We start from the raw sequence: 15,905 nt of genomic DNA on the forward strand, positions 1-15,905 counted from the left end.
AATTCCGCTAGAAGGCTGTGCCTGGGCAGGATGGGGCGGGAGAGTATAAGGTGCCACAGCGCCAAGACAACGCCAATTGTTTATCCTGACAACAAGACAAACCACACCAAACCGCACGCTACCACATCACTGTGACCAACAGGTTAAACGGCGGCTCTGCGCAGGTTGTTCAACCCGAGCAAGGATGCCGCCGTTTCTCGTTAAAGATCAACCGATGTCACGCGGGAGTCAGTTCAGGTTTGGCCCCAACCAGCGTTCGGCCTCTGCCAGCGTCATCCCCTTGCGAACGGCGTAATCTTCCACCTGATCTTGCTGGATCTGCGCCACCGCGAAGTATTTGCTCTCGGGATGGGAGAAGTACCAGCCCGACACCGCCGCCCCCGGCCACATGGCGTAGGATTCGGTGAGCTGCATGCCGATAGCCTGCTCCACCTCCAGCAGCTCCCAGATGCTCCCCTTCTCGGTGTGCTCCGGGCAGGCCGGATAACCGGGAGCCGGGCGGATGCCCTGATAGTTCTCGCGGATCAGCTCCTCGTTGCTGAGGGCCTCGTCCGGGGCATAACCCCAGTGCACCTTGCGCACCTGCTCGTGCAGGTACTCGGCAAAGGCCTCGGCCAGACGGTCGCACACCGCCTGAATAAGGATGGCGTTGTAGTCATCGTGCTGCGCCTTGTAGGCCCTGGCGATGGCCTCCTCACCGATACCGCCGGTCACCGCGAAGGCGCCGATCCAGTCGGGCTTGCCGCTCTCTTTCGGCGCCACATAGTCCGCCAGACAGTAGTTGGGGAAGCCCTGCTTCTCGCTCTGCTGGCGCAGGTGGTGCAGCACCTTGATGACCTCGGTGCGCGACTCGTCACTGTAAACTTCGATGCTGTCTCCTACCGCGTTGGCCGGGAACAGGCCGATCACCCCGGCGCAGCGCACGCTCAGATCCTTTTCCAGCTGGTCCAGCATGGCGTTGGCGTCGGCAAACAGTTTGGTTGCCTCCTCGCCAATGATCTCGTCCTCGAGGATGCGCGGATACTTGCCCGCCAGCTCCCAGCTGAGGAAGAACGGCGTCCAGTCGATGTAGGGGCGCAGCACCGAAATGGCCACATCTTCGAACTTCTGCACCCCAAGCTCGCGGGGCTTGGGGGGTTGGTAGCCAACCCAATCCAGCTGGTGCCGGTTGGCGCGGGCATGAGCCAGACTGACCGGGCGGGAGCGCGGCTGCTTGCGGGCATGCTGATCCCGGGCGATCTCGTACTCCTTGTCGATGCGGGCGACAAACGCCTCCTTCAGATCCGGGCTGAGCAGGCTCTGGGCCACCCCCACCGCGCGGGAGGCGTTGGAGACATAGACCACAGGCTCCGAGTAGTTCTGCTCGATCTTCACCGCAGTGTGCGCCTTGGAGGTGGTGGCACCGCCGATCAGTAGCGGCAGCTTGAAGCCCTGACGCTCCATCTCTTTGGCCACGTGCACCATCTCATCCAGCGACGGGGTGATGAGACCCGACAACCCGATGATATCCGCACCGACCTCCCGCGCAGTCTTGAGAATGGTCTCGCAGGAGACCATGACCCCGAGGTCGACAATCTCGAAGTTGTTGCACTGCAGCACCACCCCGACGATGTTCTTGCCGATGTCGTGCACGTCCCCTTTCACGGTCGCCAGCACGATTTTGCCATTGCTGGAGCCGCCTGATTTTTCCGCCTCGATATAGGGCTGCAGATAAGCCACCGCCCGCTTCATCACCCGCGCCGATTTCACCACCTGCGGCAGAAACATCTTGCCCGCGCCGAACAGGTCGCCGACCACGTTCATACCATCCATCAACGGCCCTTCGATGACGTGCAGCGGCTTCTCCGCGCCAGCGCGCGCCTCTTCGGTATCCTCTTCGATAAAGTCGGTGATCCCCTTGACCAGTGCGTGCTCCAGCCGCTTGCCTACCGGCCAGCTGCGCCACTCCTGATCCCGCGGATCCTCAGCCTGGGCTCCGGCACCGCGATACTTCTCGGCGATGGCCAGCAGCTCTTCGGTGGCGTTGTCATTGAGATTGAGCACCACCGCCTCGACCTTCTCTTTCAGCTCCGCCGGAATGTCTTCATAGATGGCGAGCTGACCGGCGTTGACGATCCCCATGTCCATGCCGTTCTTGATGGCGTGGTAGAGGAAGACGGCGTGAATGGCTTCCCGCACCGGCTCGTTGCCGCGAAACGAAAACGAGACGTTGGAGACGCCGCCGGAGATCATGGCGTGGGGCAGATGCGCCTTGATGTCCTTCACTGCCTCGATGAAGTCCACCGCGTAGTTGTTGTGCTCGTCGATGCCGGTCGCCACCGCGAAGATATTGGGGTCGAAGATGATGTCTTCCGGCGGGAAACCGACCTGATCCACCAGGATCCGGTAGGCACGCTGGCAGATCTCGAACTTGCGGGCGCGGGTATCGGCCTGACCCGCTTCATCGAACGCCATCACGATGACGGCGGCGCCGTAGCGGCGCAGCAGTTTCGCCTGCTGAATGAACTTCTCCTCCCCCTCTTTCATGGAGATGGAGTTGACCACCGGCTTGCCCTGCACGCACTTGAGGCCCGCTTCCAGCACCTCCCACTTGGAGGAGTCGATCATCACGGGCACCCGGGCGATATCCGGCTCACCGGCGATGAGGTTCAGGAAGCGCACCATGGCCGCTTCGGCGTCCAGCATCCCCTCGTCCATGTTGATGTCGATGATCTGGGCGCCGTTCTCTACCTGCTGCTTGGCAACATCGAGCGCCTCGTCGTAGAGCCCTTCCTTGATCAGCCGCTTGAACTTGGCCGAACCGGTAACGTTGGTGCGCTCCCCTACGTTCACGAACATGGATTCAGGGGTGATGATCAGCGGCTCGAGGCCCGACAGGCGGCAGGCCACCGGCAGCTCGGGCAGCACACGCGGCTTGATGCCCGCCACGGCGTCGGCCATGGCGCGGATATGGGTCGGGGTGGTGCCGCAACAGCCACCGACCAGGTTGAGAAAGCCGCTTTGGGCCCACTCGCGGATATGCTCTGCCATCTCACCCGCATCGAGGTCGTACTCGCCGAACGCATTGGGCAGACCGGCGTTGGGGTGGGCGCTGACGCAGGATTCGCTGATGCGCGACAGCTCCTCCACATACTGGCGAAGCTCATCGGGTCCCAACGCACAGTTGAGGCCGAACGATACCGGTTTGACGTGGCGCAGCGAGTGGTAGAAGGCTTCGGTGGTCTGGCCGGAGAGGGTGCGGCCGGAGGCATCGGTAATGGTGCCGGAGATCATCACCGGCAGGCTGTAGCCCAGCACCTCGAACACCCCTTCCACCGCGAAGGCGGCGGCCTTGGCGTTGAGGGTATCGAAGATGGTCTCGATCAGGATGATATCGGCGCCGCCCTCGATCAGGGCGTGGGTCGATTCGGTGTAGGCGGCCACCAGCTGGTCATAGGTGACGTTGCGCTTGCCGGGATCGTTCACATCCGGCGAGATGGAGGCGGTGCGGTTGGTGGGGCCCAACACCCCTGCCACGAAACGCGGCTTGGCGGGATCTTTTGCCGTCCACTCGTCGGCCACGGCGCGGGCCAGACGGGCGGCTTCACGGTTGATCTCGGCCGAGAATTCTTCCATCTCGTAATCGGCCATGGCGATGCGAGTGGCGTTGAAGGTGTTGGTCTCGAGAATGTCGGCCCCGGCAGCGCAATACTGCTCGTGGATCTCGCGGATCACCGCCGGACGGGTCAGCACCAGCAGATCGTTGTTGCCCTTGATGTCGGTATGCCAGTCGGCAAACCGCTCACCCCGATAATCCGCCTCCCCGAGTTTGTAGCCCTGGATCATGGTGCCCATGGCCCCGTCGATGATCAGGATCCGCTCCCTGAGGCAGGCTTCCAGCTTATTTGTTACGTCCGACTGCTTGCTCGGCTCTCTGCTCGACATTACGTTCGACACCGCGTGTTCCTCTTACATCCATGCAACTGCGTAAATAGCATCCTAACAGCAAACAAATAAAATGGAAATCTAGCCGTCTATCAGTCCAAATGCGCCACCATATACTCATTTATGGGTAATGAGTAACATAGGGCCCGAGAGTAACCTATGCCCGTCCTGCATAGGGATACGTGCTTGCTGTCTACCAACGAGAAAAAAATAACTATGAGCGTCTACTACACACTCTGTTTTCTGGCAGCGTTGGCGATTTTTATCGCCTTTGCCAACCAGTATGTTGTGAAGATCCAGACCACCATCGCCATTACTGCGGGCTCCATGCTGATCTCCGCACTGCTGGTGCTGTTTGGCAAACTGGGTTGGTTCAATCTGGAACCTCTTGCCGTCAAGACCATGGAGAGCATCGACTTCCAGAACTTCCTGCTGAAGGGGATTCTGGGCTTCCTGCTGTTCGCCGGTGGCCTTGGCATCAACCTCAAGGCGCTGCGTAGCCAGAAGTGGGAGATCACCATTCTGGCCATCATTGCCACCCTGCTCTCCACCTTCCTCATCGGCTACGGCTTCTGGTTTATCGCCAAGCTGCTGGGCTGGGAGTTGCCGCTGGTCTACTGCATGCTGTTCGGCGCGCTGATCTCCCCCACTGACCCGATTGCCGTACTGGCCATCGTCAAGAAGATGAAAGCGCCACCCCAGATCGCCATCCAGATCGAAGGGGAATCCCTGTTCAACGACGGTGTTGGCCTCGTCATCTTCGCTACCGTGTTTGCCGTCGCCTTTGGCGGGGTCGAACCCACCTTCGGTAGCGTGGCCGGTCTGTTCCTGCACGAAGCCCTCGGTGGCATCCTGTTCGGTGCCGTGCTGGGCCTCATCGCCCACGTGATGATCAGCGCCACCGATGACGGTTCATTGGAGCTGCTGCTGACCCTCTGTATCCCGACCGCCGGCTTTGCCTTTGCCAACATGATCGGCGTCTCCGGCGCACTGGCCATGGTGGTCACCGGCATCATGATCGGCAACTGGACCCGTCACTCCGGCTTCTCCGAGCAGAGCAGCCATCACCTGGATCACTTCTGGGAGTTGATGGACCAGTTCCTCAACGCCCTGCTGTTCCTGCTGATCGGTCTGGCGTTGGTACTGCTGGATCTCGCCTGGCGTGACTGGATCCTGCTGGTCATTGCGGTGCCGCTCTGCCTGGGCGCCCGCTTTATAAGCGTGTCGCTGCCCTATGTGGCTTTCCGCCGATTCCGCAATTACAACACCTTCTCGGTGCGGATCCTCACCTGGGGTGGCCTGCGCGGTGGTCTGGCGATGGCGATGGCACTGGCACTCCCCTCCGGCGTCATGATGATCCCGGAACATGGCGTCGACCTGCGTCAGGTCATCCTGGTGATGACCTACTCGGTGGTGATGTTCTCCATCGTGGTGCAAGGCATGACCATCACCCCGATGATCACGGCTGCCAAGAAGGCCTGTGGCGACTACTGAGTCGGCCCACTGTGCTGATTGCAGAATGAGAGAGGGCTCCCGTCGGGAGCCCTCTTTTTATGGCGGATAGTTGCGAATATTTGCTGCTGATAGCACCTTGATTACACAGAGGAAAAGCGTACTGGCTTCAACATCGGCAAATTATTGTTTGCTTTTTATTCATTTCGAGGAGAGAATGCGCGTCGGCTAGTTAATCAGCCCTGTTTATGTTTACCCTGCAATGCTTCACCTCACGATGAATCCTGCCAGTACCCGCATAACCTTCTTCTGATTTACTCGCCTTGAGAACCGTCAGGCTGTCTGCCTGCGTTGCCCGGCTCTCACGGTGCAGACCCGATCTGCCCACCCAATTTGATTTATGCATCAGCATATTCCTTGAAAGTGCAGACGCCCCTTAACCGGGCTGGGTATTCCTGCGCGCTTGTCGTTCACCCAATCGACCGCGCCCATTGACCTGACATTTGCCAATACAAGGAGCAAACACCTAATTTATATAGAGAAATACCATGATGAAAGCAGTACAAACACACAAGCCCCTGCGTCGCAGCAAGCCCATCAACCTGCCTGTGCAAGAGCACGACAATGATGCGTTTCTGATCCAGTTCAGCACCCGCTTCAGCGGCGGTTTCGCCATCTCCTGTGATGGTATCGCTGGCGAGTTCTCCATCGAAGACCTCAACTGATCCTGCCTGCCCTCCGGCAGCGCCCGATGCAGACAGGCCGCAACTCACGGCGGCCTCTTTGCTTCTCTCACGCCTTTAGCCAGACCCGGCCTCTTGCTTGTCACTCAGCCTGACAGCCACCTCGCCATTCGCTTTCCCGCTCTCTGACCTTGATCACTGCTCCAGCAGCAGGCACTCATCGGCATCTTCGCTCAACTTGACCAGTCGACTGCGCACCAGCCCCAGCTTGGCCAACAGGCCAATGGATCGCTCGTTGCCCGGAGTGACGATGGCAACTACCTGCCCGATCCCCAACCGGCTTTTGCCATCGGCAAGTGCGGCCTGCGCCGCTTCAATGGCGTAGCCCTGACCGCGATATTGCGGCATGAAGGCGTAACCGATATCGACCTGCTCCAGGGTGTCGCGCTTGATCAGGCCGCAAATACCGAGGCTGGCACCGTCCTCCTTGCGCTCCACCAGATAGAGTCCGTGACCATAGCGGGCATAGCTGACCGCCGGCCCCTGCTGGATATACTCCTGCGCCTGCTCCAAGGTGCGAATGCCCCGATCACCGATGTAACGATAAAAGTCGCCGTCATTGAGCAGCTCAAGGATGAAGGGGGCGTCGGTGACGATCATTTCGCGCAGGATCAGGCGGGAGGAGGCAATCATGGCAAGGGCTCTCAAACGGAAAGTGAAGGGCAAAGAGTGCCCCGCCACTCACGGGCTGGCAAGCCTGTGGCACCATCAGCCATGAAAAAGGGGCCGCGTTGGCCCCTGATGAGATGGGATAAACGGGCTCAGGCAGCCAGCAACCCGGCGTAGCCATTACCCTGCTCGCGCAGCGCAGTGAATTGGGCGGCGCAATCGGCCCAGCTCAGCCCCAGCGCATCTGCCACTTTGTGGGGCCACTCGGGTGGCGCCTCTTCCCCCACATCGGATTGCGCAGCCAGCACGATCGCCAGATGGATAAACCCGGCCTCGGGAGAGAACTCCTTGGCCAGCATGGGGTTGTAGTGATACTCCACCGCATTGCTGATGGTCTCGGGGAACTTCCAGTAACGTGCCATGGCCGCCCCTACCTGGGCATAGTTGAAACCAACCACCAACTCTTCCGCCTTGGCCCGTCCCTTGTGCAGCTCCAGGTCGTGAATGTGATGGACAGTGTTTTCCGGCAAGCCTACATGCATCACCAGTCGGCCAAGGTCATAGAGCAGGGCGCAGGTAAAGACCTCATCCCCCTTCATTCCCTTCTTCACCGCCAGACGACGCGCCAGCTCCGCCACGTTGAACACGCAGCCCCAGAAATGTTTGAGATCAATGCCGGGCACCGAAGTGACCGATTCGGTGAGCCCGCAGGCCAGCACCATGTTGCGCACCATCGCCAACCCCAACCGCACCGCGGCCTCATTGACGGTGCCAATCTGACGACTGCTGCCGAATTTGGCCGAGTTGGCCAGACGCAGCAGCTTGGCGGAGATGACCGGGTCCTTGTTGATCAGCTTGCTGATCTTGAGCAGATCCGGATCCTTTTCATTGAAGGTCTGGATCAAATCGCGCATCACTTCCGGGATCTGGGGCAGTAGCTTGGGCTCAGCCAGCAGGGAATCTATCGTGGGCATAGGCGTGTCCATCCATGTTATCTGTGTTCCAACCTGTTTGCCGCGGCAAACTCCCGTTAATTATGGGTAACAAATGGCCTCCCCATCGGATTGTTTATTCGCAGGCCGTTCAAGGTGTTAGCCCCATTCAGGCTATACTGGCCGCCACATTCACTGTTGCGGATATCCCATGAACGACACTCAGGAATTTTTTGACGAAGAGACGCTGCTGGAGATGGTGGAGAACCAGCTCAACGATGGTCACCCGCCCCATGTGAAGGCGACCCTGATGCGGTTGGTGATGAAGGGCACCCCGCGGGAAGAGGCGCTGCAATATATCGCCTGCGCCCTCGGGGCCGAGCTGATGGCGATGGAGGCAGATCAGGGCCCCTTCAATCTGACCCGTTACGGCGAGTTCCTCGACAGCCTGCCCGAGATGCCGTGGGCCGACGACTGACCCGAGCTGGATAACGGATGCAAAAAGGGCGGGTGCCAATGGCCCCGCCCTTTTGCATGGATCCGCTCCGGATCAGAACTGGGAGTTGATGATCACCTCTTCCCCCAGCGCCCCTGCCAACGGCAGTGGCCGATAGCTGGAGTTGGCGGCGCGCAGCAGACGAATGCCGCGAATGCCGATCTCCTGCGCCGCCTTGATGTCGCCATCGGCATCGCCATAGAAGATCTTCATCTGCTTATCCTTGAGCCACTGCACCTTGGTATTCTGGCCTGGCTGATCACCGGCGAAGATCACCGGATTGAGCTGGTCGGCCGGAATATTCATGGTCTGCTGCAAGGTCTGGCTCACGGTTTCGGTCTTGGTGGCCGAGCGACCGGTGACGAAATAGATGTGGTCACCGCGCTTGAGGTGCATGGCGATGAGCGCCTTGCCCACCTCTTTCGGCATGCTGAACGCATCCCAACCGTTGTTCATCTTCTCCCAGAAGGCGGGGTTCTTCAGATAGCTCTCGTCGTTGGGGGAGAACTCCTGCTTGCCGCGATAAAAGCCTGGGCTGGAGAAGAGCAGGGTATCGTCGATATCAAACCCGACCGCCATCGGGGGCAGGCCATCCAGACTCTTGGCAATCTGCTCCACTGATACCCAGTGGATTGGCGCCTGCTGGGCCAAGGTGACGGTGGTGACACCGGCAGGGATCGGCTGAACGGTAGCGGCTTGACCCGCGACTACAGGCAGAGAGAGGGCAGCAGCCAGCAAGGAGGCAAGCAGCGCCGGACGAGAGAGGTGTTTCATAAGGCAGGTTGTCATCTTGAATCAAAAGAGGGGGCCAATAGTGCCCCCATCCCGCCTATCAAATCTGTGAATGCTCCTGCAAAAGGGAGCATTTGACACCCGATAATTAATCCTTGATTGGCAACAAATCGGTAAAGACAAAGCCGTCGCGCACCACTGTCTCGCCGACCCGAATGCCGAGCGGACGGGAGAACATGGGGCCATCATAGGCCAGGGTGTGAAACTCGCCGTTCTCGCCGCACGGATCGACCCCCTCCGGCAGCGCCGCCAGCAGTGCCTCGTCAAAATCGTGCCCCCCCAGGCTGGCATCCAGCTTGTTCGGGTCGAGAGCACTGATCCGCGCCTTCAACCCGGCGGCCACCATCTGCGGCGCCAGTTCACGGGTATTGCTGCCCCACAGCGGGAACAGTGGTTCGATGCCGGTGCCTGCCAGCTGCTTTTCACGGTAGGCGCGCACATCCTCGAGGAATAAGTCGCCAAAGGCCATATGGCGGATCCCCTGTGCCACCACATCAGCGATAAAGCCGGTCATGATGCGGGCGTAATCCTCGTTGCTGCAGGGCCAGGGCAGATCGATGGTGATGAGGGGCAGCCCGACACAGGCGGCCTGCTCGGTCAACAGCTGCTTGCGCACCCCGTGCATCGCCACCCGCTCGAATGCCTGATTGAGGGTGGTAAACAGCCCCACCACCTCGATGGCGGGATCTTGCCGCAACTGATGCAGTGCCCATGCGCAATCCTTGCCGCTGCTCCAGGAGAGCAGTACCCGTTTCTTTTCCATCATTCCTCCGCCAGCGGGGCTCTCGGATTGCCCCAAAAAGATGCAAGACAGTGTTGCGAATTGCGCGATTTACACACAAGAGGCAGGCAGCATACTCTCGATCACCTGTATATGCCCCTTGCACGGGGTGACAATAACTAAAAAAACCGATGGGAAACATACGGATATGACCACGACCACACAACAGCACGATCACGCCCGCCCCCTCAATCGACAGGATTACAAAACCCTGAGTCTGGCTGCCCTCGGCGGCGCGCTGGAGTTTTACGACTTCATCATCTTCGTCTTCTTCGCCGTGGTCATCGGCGAGCTGTTCTTCCCGGCAGATATTCCCGAGTGGCTGCGCCAGTTCCAGACCTTCGGCATCTTCGCAGCCGGTTATCTGGCCCGACCGCTCGGCGGCATCATCATGGCCCACTTTGGCGATCTCATCGGTCGCAAGCGGATGTTCACCCTCAGCATCATCATGATGGCGCTGCCCACCTTGCTGATCGGTCTGTTGCCCACCTATGCGGTGCTTGGCATCGGCGCCCCCATCGCCCTGCTGGGACTGCGGATCCTGCAAGGCGCCGCCATCGGCGGTGAAGTGCCCGGCGCCTGGGTATTTGTCGCCGAGCACGTCCCTGCCCGTCGGGTCGGGGTCGCCTGCGGCACGCTCACGGCGGGATTGACGGCTGGCATCCTGCTCGGCTCCCTGATCGCCACTGCGGTCAACAAGAGCCTGACACCGGCCGAAGTGAGTGACTGGGGCTGGCGAGTGCCCTTCCTGCTCGGCGGTATCTTCGGCATCGTCGCCATGTACCTGCGTCGCTGGTTGCACGAGACCCCGGTCTTCGCCGAGATGAAAGCCAACAAGACCCTGGCTGACGAACTGCCCCTCAAGTCGGTGCTGCGCAACCACAAGAGCAGCGTGGTGGTCTCCATGCTGCTCACCTGGCTGCTCTCCGCCGGTATAGTGGTGGTGATCCTGATGACCCCCACCTATCTGCAGAAGGTCTATGGCATCAGCCCGGCTGATGCCCTGACCGCCAACTCGCTGGCGATCGTGGCCCTGACCCTCGGCTGCATCGTTTATGGTCGACTGATCGACCTGCTGGGCAGCGGTCTCACCTTCATGTTCGGCTCCCTGCTGCTGGCGGGCTCCAGCTACGCCTTCTATCACGGTCTGGCGGCTGGTACGAGCCAGCTGGTGCCGCTCTACATGCTGGCAGGCTTTGCGGTCGGGATCGTCGGCGCCGTGCCTTACGTGATGGTCAACGCCTTCCCGCCGGTGGTGCGCTTCTCCGGTCTGTCGTTCTCCTACAACGTGGCCTACGCCATCTTCGGTGGCCTCACCCCGATGGCGGTTACCCTCTGGATGAAGAGCGACATGCTGGCCCCCTCCCACTATGTGGTGAGCTTGTCTGTACTGGGGTTCGCCATCGGTCTCTGGCTCTGGTTCCAGCAACGGGCCATCCGGCAGCAGCAAGCGCCGCAAGCGGCCTGACCCGAACAACAAGCCCCGGTATCTGCCGGGGCTTTTTTGTACTGCTTATGTTCAGTTTCGCCAGCATAAGATAGCCTCCCTCTGGGGCCTGCCACCCGCATCGCCCCATGGCTTCCAACTCTTTATCCGAGGCTCAAGATGTTCTTTCAGGTCGTATTACTCACTTTGCTGGCGCTGCTGCCCATGGTCAACCCACCCACCACGGCCACCCTGCTGCTGGGGCTGAGCAAGGGGATGTCGCGCGAACACGTGCGCCGTCAGGTCAATCTGGCTGCCATCTATCTGTTCTGCACCCTCTGCATCACCTTCTTTATCGGATCCTCGATCCTGGATCTGTTCGGGATCTCCATTCCGGGCTTGCGTCTGGCCGGTGGCCTCATCATCGGCTTTATCGGCTTTCGCATGCTGTTCCCCGCCCCCAGCCAGCAGAGCGGGGTCGATATCAACCAGAGCATTGCCTTCGTACCGCTCACCATGCCCAGCATGTGCGGACCGGGCACCATGGCGCTGGTAATAAGCGGAGCCGCCCAGATTGCCGAGCTGCCTGACGAGTACAACCGCCTCACCATCTACGCCGGTGTGGTAACGGCGTTTGCCCTGATGAGCCTGATCAGCTGGGGAGTATTGAAGCTGGCGGACCCGGTCTGCAAGATCCTGGGCGCCACTGGCATCGATGCCATGACCCGCATCATGGGCTTCCTGCTGGTCTGCATGGGTATGCAGTTTTGCATCAATGGCATCAAGGAAGTGGCACAGGATCCGGTATTCCACGGCGGCCAGACCGTGCAAACCGCACCGGCGCTACCAAAGGCTTCCGGCACGTTTGATCAGTTGCCGCAGAAGCCCACCGGCTCTGATTGAAAACGGTATCAAAAAGTCCCTGACGATCTGCACTGATCTTGTCCCTGATCATGTTATTGACACACAAATGAGTTAGTTTGTTTTTCATACAGACTGTATTCAGATGGACGCTGATAGGTTTGTTGATGAATACCCACTCAACTTCAGGAGAGTATGCAGATGGACAAGATGCTGACCGAAATAGGGAGCCATAGCCTGTTTCACGAGTACCTGAACGTGGTTGGGATTGCGAGCCCATCCCTCGCCAAGATCGAGCAACGCTGGGAATATAAAGATCAAGAGCAGCTGGTTGCCAAAATCCAGATCGACAAACAGGGTAACGCTCGCTATTTCATCGACGCCCGCGCCATATCCGTCAACTGATACCGAATAACCCGCCAGCCCCGGTCCACCGACCGGGGCTTTTTGTTGTCTGCGATCCCCTGAATAGCAAAACCCCGGCAAGAGCCGGGGTTTGAATGTGTCGGGTTACGCCGCTGCGCGGCTAACCCAACCTACGACGTGCCACCCACGGTGAGCTGATCCAGTTTTAAGGTGGGTTGGCCGACACCGACCGGCACGCTCTGCCCCTCCTTGCCGCAGATGCCAACCCCGCGATCCAGCGCAAGGTCGCTACCCACCATGGAGACCTGGCTCATCGCCTCAGGGCCGTTGCCGATCAGGGTCGCGCCCTTGATGGGAGCGGTGATCTTGCCATCCTCGATGAGGTAAGCCTCGGAGGCAGAGAAGACAAACTTGCCGGAGGTGATGTCCACCTGACCGCCGCCGAAGTTGGGGGCATAGATCCCCTTCTTCACCGAGGCGATGATCTCGGCCGGATCATACTGACCCGCCAGCATATAGGTGTTGGTCATGCGCGGCATCGGCATGGCGGCGTAGGATTCGCGGCGCCCGTTGCCGGTGAGCGGTACCCCCATCAGACGGGCATTCTGCTTGTCCTGCAGGTAACCCTTGAGGATGCCGTTCTCGATCAGCACGTTGTAGCCACCCGGTGTCCCCTCGTCATCGATGGAGACGGAGCCGCGCCGACCCGGCAGGGTGCCATCATCGACGATGGTACAGTACTTGGAGGCCACCTGCTCGCCGATGCGACCAGCAAATGCGGAAGATCCCTTGCGATTGAAATCCCCCTCCAGACCATGACCCACCGCCTCGTGCAGCAGCACGCCAGGCCAGCCGGAGCCCAACACCACTGGCATGGTACCGGCTGGCGCGTCGATGGCTTCCAGATTGACCAACGCCTGACGCACCGCTTCACGCACATAGCCAAAGGCGCGGCTCTCCAGCCCGTCCAGTTCGAGGAACCAGTCGTAACCAAAGCGCCCGCCGCCCCCGGCACTGCCACGCTCGCGGCGATCGCCCTTCTCGGCGATCACGGTCACCGACAGCCGCACCAGCGGGCGCACATCGGCGGCCAGGGTGCCGTCGGTGGCGGCCACCAGCACCTCTTCGTAGACCCCGCTGATGGAGGCCATCACCTGATTGATGGCGGGATCCAGACTCCTGGCGAACTTGTCCATCTGCTCCAGCAGGGCAATCTTCTGGTGCTTGTCGAGGGTCTGCAGCGGATCCATGGCCGGATAGAGCAGGTTCGCTTCGGTGCGCGCCCATGCCTTCACCTTGCCGTGAGCACCTGCTGCGGCGATGCCGCGGGCGGCAGTCACCGACTGTTGCAGCGCCAGCAGGCTCAGCTCGTCCGAGTAGGCGAAACCGGTCTTCTCGCCGCTGACGGCGCGCACCCCGACCCCCTGATCGATGTTGTAGCTGCCATCCTTGACGATGCCATCTTCCAGCATCCAGGACTCGTGCCAGCTGCGCTGGAAATAGAGATCGCCGAACTCCACCTGATGACTCATCAGGCTGCCGAGCAGCTGCTGCAGGCGCCCTTCATCGAGGTCGTTCGGGGCCAACAGGGAGGCACTAACCTGGCTCAATAGACTCAATCTTCTTCTCCACTCTCGTAGCGAGCTGTTTTAAATCGTCTTGCCGACGGGTTGGCAACAAGCCACACCATCACAACAAACGGGCATGCTCCAGCACGGACAAACGGCTGCGTTTCAATTTTTCACCACACCATCAGAGCAAACGGGCGTGTTGCAGCACTGGCATGGTGCGTTTCAATTCGTCGATAAGCCCGGGCTCCATCTTCGCCAGCACTGTGCCGCGCCCGCACTCTTTGCTCGCCAGCACCCGACCCCAGGGGTCGATCACCATGCTGTGGCCCCAGGTCTGGCGCCCCGTTTCGTGAGTGCCGCCCTGATTGGCAGCGACTACGTAGCACTGGTTTTCGATGGCGCGAGCCCGCAGCAGTGGCTCCCAGTGCGCCTCGCCGGTCACGGCGGTAAAGGCGGCAGGTACCAGCAGCACGCGGGCACCGGCACGGGCCAACTGGCGGTAGAGCTCGGGAAAGCGCAGATCATAACAGATCGAGAGGGCGAGGGGACCAAAGGGAGAGTCCACCAGCACAGGCGCCTCCCCCGGGCTGAAGGTCTCCGACTCACGGTAGCGACCGTGATTGTCCGCCACATCCACGTCGAACAGGTGGATCTTGTGGTAGTGGCTCCTGAGCTCACCGCTTGGATCAAACACCAGCGAGCTGGTGTGGATATGGTCTGAACCGGCGATGGTGGTCGGCATAGCCCCCGCCACCAGCCAGATGCCGTACTCTCGAGCCCATGCGGCCAGTTGTTGCTGGATGGGCGCGGCTCCGCCCAGATCGGGGCTGGGGTCGGGGCCAATTGCCTCGGCACCATCCAGATAGCCCTGCCGTTCACCAAACAGGGCAAAGTTCTCCGGCAGCAGCACCAGCAGTGGCCGCTCTTTGGGCAAGGCCGCCAGCTCGGCGGCGATCTGCTCCCGGTTATCCTGCCAGCGACGGCCAGATACCAGCTGTATTGCGGCTAACCACATGACTCTCTCCTTGTCCGCGTTAATCACGATCCACAATATTCGGGTCTTTATCCATCTCGGCCAGCAGCTTGCGAAGATGATGCCTGACCAAGCCACGCTGGCCCCGTTCCGCCCATTTGAGGCAATCGAACAACTCCCACACCAGGCCATCCCCTTCAGCCATATAGGCAGGAAAGTCCCAATGGCTTGGGGCAGGGCCAGATACCTCAAGCGCACCAAGGGAGAAAGTTTTATCGAACAGTGGCAAATAAGGTTTGGCAAGGGGGAACTCAGCCCCCCGATCAAGGATGTGGATCTCGATGCTGGACATGTCGAGGAATATGAAGCGCCAGTATGAACAGACCTCTTCATGTCTTCCTTGCCAGCAGTGAAAGATGGGCCGATCCCCCACAATGGTGCGCACCAGTTCGTCTCCCTGCTTATGGAAGCCCGGCTCGGCCAGCAGCAAGAGATCGACATCTGATACCCTGTCTGCCTTGCCCTTGGCGAGCGACCCAACCACTACCCCAGCATCAATCGCAGGATGGGCTGCGCCATGTTTCATAACTGATTCCAGCAGTGCGCGCTGCAGTGGCGGGATGGCAGCCCAGTGCTCATCCACCATCATAACGGCCCCTCTGACACAACCCGATCCCCTGCCTGCAGGGTGTAATCCAGCACTATGATGCGCTCCAGCACCGGACGGAAGATGGCCTTGAGGGCATCGTGATCCGGGTGGGGCAGATAGCGCTGGCGGGCCGCTTCGTCGGCGAAGGTCATCAGCACGCTGTGGGTAAACCCCTCGGCTCGCCCCTCCGGGCTGTCATCACGACCCCACTCCACGGCGGTCACGCCGCTGACCTGATGGGGAATGGCGAGAAAGGCGGTACGCACCGCATCTATCTGGGCAGGCTGGGTGCCCGGCTTGAAGGCGATCAGCAGGATATGTCGGATCATG

Annotated in this window: 15 protein-coding genes; 6 read left to right on the forward strand and 9 right to left on the reverse strand. The window is 60.2% G+C overall.

The genetic code is table 11. The features are described from left to right. Window positions 1-228 precede the first annotated feature (228 nt). On the reverse strand, window positions 229-3,924 hold the full coding sequence (metH, locus tag OKC42_RS12705) for a methionine synthase (RefSeq protein WP_270819899.1): 3,696 nt from the start codon (window positions 3,922-3,924) through the stop codon (window positions 229-231). A 216-nt stretch (window positions 3,925-4,140) separates the two neighbouring features. Between metH and OKC42_RS12710 the strand changes: the two genes are divergently transcribed. Both OKC42_RS12710 and OKC42_RS12715 read left to right on the forward strand, forming a co-directional pair. Further along, entirely contained in the window at window positions 4,141-5,418 is a 1,278-nt protein-coding gene (locus OKC42_RS12710; protein ID WP_021231596.1) for a cation:proton antiporter, read from the forward strand. Between the two features lie 506 nt (window positions 5,419-5,924). Beyond that, window positions 5,925-6,101 carry a hypothetical protein gene (locus tag OKC42_RS12715; protein ID WP_005340085.1) on the forward strand — a complete coding sequence of 59 codons (177 nt, stop codon included), beginning with the start codon at window positions 5,925-5,927 and terminating at the stop codon, window positions 6,099-6,101. Between the two features lie 153 nt (window positions 6,102-6,254). On the opposite strand, the gene OKC42_RS12720 is transcribed toward OKC42_RS12715, so the two are convergent. Then, the gene (locus tag OKC42_RS12720; protein ID WP_201954106.1) at window positions 6,255-6,752 is read right to left on the reverse strand and encodes a GNAT family N-acetyltransferase; all 498 of its coding nucleotides are present in this window, start codon (window positions 6,750-6,752) and stop codon (window positions 6,255-6,257) included. Between the two features lie 128 nt (window positions 6,753-6,880). Beyond that, window positions 6,881-7,702 carry an HDOD domain-containing protein gene (locus tag OKC42_RS12725; RefSeq protein WP_270819869.1) on the reverse strand — a complete coding sequence of 274 codons (822 nt, stop codon included), beginning with the start codon at window positions 7,700-7,702 and terminating at the stop codon, window positions 6,881-6,883. Window positions 7,703-7,871: 169 nt separating this feature from the next. Here OKC42_RS12725 and OKC42_RS12730 point away from each other — a divergent pair, with 169 nt between their 5' ends. Continuing rightward, window positions 7,872-8,138 (forward strand): hypothetical protein, encoded by a 267-nt coding sequence (locus tag OKC42_RS12730; RefSeq protein ID WP_019446505.1) that lies wholly within the window; start codon window positions 7,872-7,874, stop codon window positions 8,136-8,138. 72 nt (window positions 8,139-8,210) lie between these two features. On the opposite strand, the gene aphA is transcribed toward OKC42_RS12730, so the two are convergent. Beyond that, complete coding sequence (aphA, locus tag OKC42_RS12735) at window positions 8,211-8,930, reverse strand: acid phosphatase AphA (protein WP_270819870.1); 720 nt, start codon at window positions 8,928-8,930, stop codon at window positions 8,211-8,213. Window positions 8,931-9,036: 106 nt separating this feature from the next. Next, on the reverse strand, window positions 9,037-9,711 hold the full coding sequence (locus tag OKC42_RS12740; protein ID WP_139461664.1) for an adenine nucleotide alpha hydrolase: 675 nt from the start codon (window positions 9,709-9,711) through the stop codon (window positions 9,037-9,039). Window positions 9,712-9,877: 166 nt separating this feature from the next. Here OKC42_RS12740 and OKC42_RS12745 point away from each other — a divergent pair, with 166 nt between their 5' ends. The 3 genes from OKC42_RS12745 (at window position 9,878) to OKC42_RS12755 (ending at window position 12,421) form a co-directional block, all read left to right on the forward strand. Continuing rightward, window positions 9,878-11,197, forward strand: coding sequence for an MFS transporter (locus tag OKC42_RS12745; protein WP_019446502.1), 1,320 nt, complete (start codon window positions 9,878-9,880; stop codon window positions 11,195-11,197). 138 nt (window positions 11,198-11,335) lie between these two features. After that, on the forward strand, window positions 11,336-12,058 hold the full coding sequence (locus OKC42_RS12750; protein ID WP_005348656.1) for a MarC family NAAT transporter: 723 nt from the start codon (window positions 11,336-11,338) through the stop codon (window positions 12,056-12,058). A gap of 159 nt (window positions 12,059-12,217) precedes the next feature. Then, window positions 12,218-12,421: a hypothetical protein gene (locus OKC42_RS12755; protein WP_005340062.1), complete on the forward strand. Its 204-nt coding sequence runs from the start codon at window positions 12,218-12,220 to the stop codon at window positions 12,419-12,421. Between the two features lie 131 nt (window positions 12,422-12,552). Here OKC42_RS12755 and tldD read toward each other — a convergent pair whose 3' ends face one another. The 4 genes from tldD to OKC42_RS12775 all read right to left on the reverse strand — a co-directional run bounded on the left by tldD (window position 12,553) and on the right by OKC42_RS12775 (window position 15,904). Further along, window positions 12,553-14,001 (reverse strand): metalloprotease TldD, encoded by a 1,449-nt coding sequence (gene tldD, locus OKC42_RS12760; RefSeq protein ID WP_201943971.1) that lies wholly within the window; start codon window positions 13,999-14,001, stop codon window positions 12,553-12,555. Between the two features lie 133 nt (window positions 14,002-14,134). Continuing rightward, window positions 14,135-14,968 (reverse strand): carbon-nitrogen hydrolase family protein, encoded by an 834-nt coding sequence (locus OKC42_RS12765; RefSeq protein ID WP_270819873.1) that lies wholly within the window; start codon window positions 14,966-14,968, stop codon window positions 14,135-14,137. 19 nt (window positions 14,969-14,987) lie between these two features. Further along, window positions 14,988-15,575, reverse strand: coding sequence for a nucleotidyltransferase domain-containing protein (locus tag OKC42_RS12770; RefSeq protein ID WP_139740294.1), 588 nt, complete (start codon window positions 15,573-15,575; stop codon window positions 14,988-14,990). Next, window positions 15,572-15,904 carry a Dabb family protein gene (locus OKC42_RS12775; RefSeq protein WP_058056309.1) on the reverse strand — a complete coding sequence of 111 codons (333 nt, stop codon included), beginning with the start codon at window positions 15,902-15,904 and terminating at the stop codon, window positions 15,572-15,574. Before OKC42_RS12775 ends, OKC42_RS12770 begins: the two co-directional genes overlap by 4 nt. Window position 15,905 lies beyond the last annotated feature (1 nt).

Origin of the sequence: Aeromonas sp. Y311-2, assembly GCF_027706025.1 — a bacterium.
GTDB classification, from domain to species: domain Bacteria; phylum Pseudomonadota; class Gammaproteobacteria; order Enterobacterales; family Aeromonadaceae; genus Aeromonas; species Aeromonas veronii.

Coding starts and splice junctions, on each gene's coding strand:
- metH (WP_270819899.1), bottom strand. CDS start 3,924: ATGTCGAGCAGAGAGCCGAGCAAGCAGTCGGACGTAACAAATAAGCTG.
- OKC42_RS12710 (WP_021231596.1), top strand. CDS start 4,141: ATGAGCGTCTACTACACACTCTGTTTTCTGGCAGCGTTGGCGATTTTT.
- OKC42_RS12715 (WP_005340085.1), top strand. CDS start 5,925: ATGATGAAAGCAGTACAAACACACAAGCCCCTGCGTCGCAGCAAGCCC.
- OKC42_RS12720 (WP_201954106.1), bottom strand. CDS start 6,752: ATGATTGCCTCCTCCCGCCTGATCCTGCGCGAAATGATCGTCACCGAC.
- OKC42_RS12725 (WP_270819869.1), bottom strand. CDS start 7,702: ATGCCCACGATAGATTCCCTGCTGGCTGAGCCCAAGCTACTGCCCCAG.
- OKC42_RS12730 (WP_019446505.1), top strand. CDS start 7,872: ATGAACGACACTCAGGAATTTTTTGACGAAGAGACGCTGCTGGAGATG.
- aphA (WP_270819870.1), bottom strand. CDS start 8,930: ATGAAACACCTCTCTCGTCCGGCGCTGCTTGCCTCCTTGCTGGCTGCT.
- OKC42_RS12740 (WP_139461664.1), bottom strand. CDS start 9,711: ATGGAAAAGAAACGGGTACTGCTCTCCTGGAGCAGCGGCAAGGATTGC.
- OKC42_RS12745 (WP_019446502.1), top strand. CDS start 9,878: ATGACCACGACCACACAACAGCACGATCACGCCCGCCCCCTCAATCGA.
- OKC42_RS12750 (WP_005348656.1), top strand. CDS start 11,336: ATGTTCTTTCAGGTCGTATTACTCACTTTGCTGGCGCTGCTGCCCATG.
- OKC42_RS12755 (WP_005340062.1), top strand. CDS start 12,218: ATGGACAAGATGCTGACCGAAATAGGGAGCCATAGCCTGTTTCACGAG.
- OKC42_RS12765 (WP_270819873.1), bottom strand. CDS start 14,968: ATGTGGTTAGCCGCAATACAGCTGGTATCTGGCCGTCGCTGGCAGGAT.
- OKC42_RS12770 (WP_139740294.1), bottom strand. CDS start 15,575: ATGATGGTGGATGAGCACTGGGCTGCCATCCCGCCACTGCAGCGCGCA.
- OKC42_RS12775 (WP_058056309.1), bottom strand. CDS start 15,904: ATGATCCGACATATCCTGCTGATCGCCTTCAAGCCGGGCACCCAGCCT.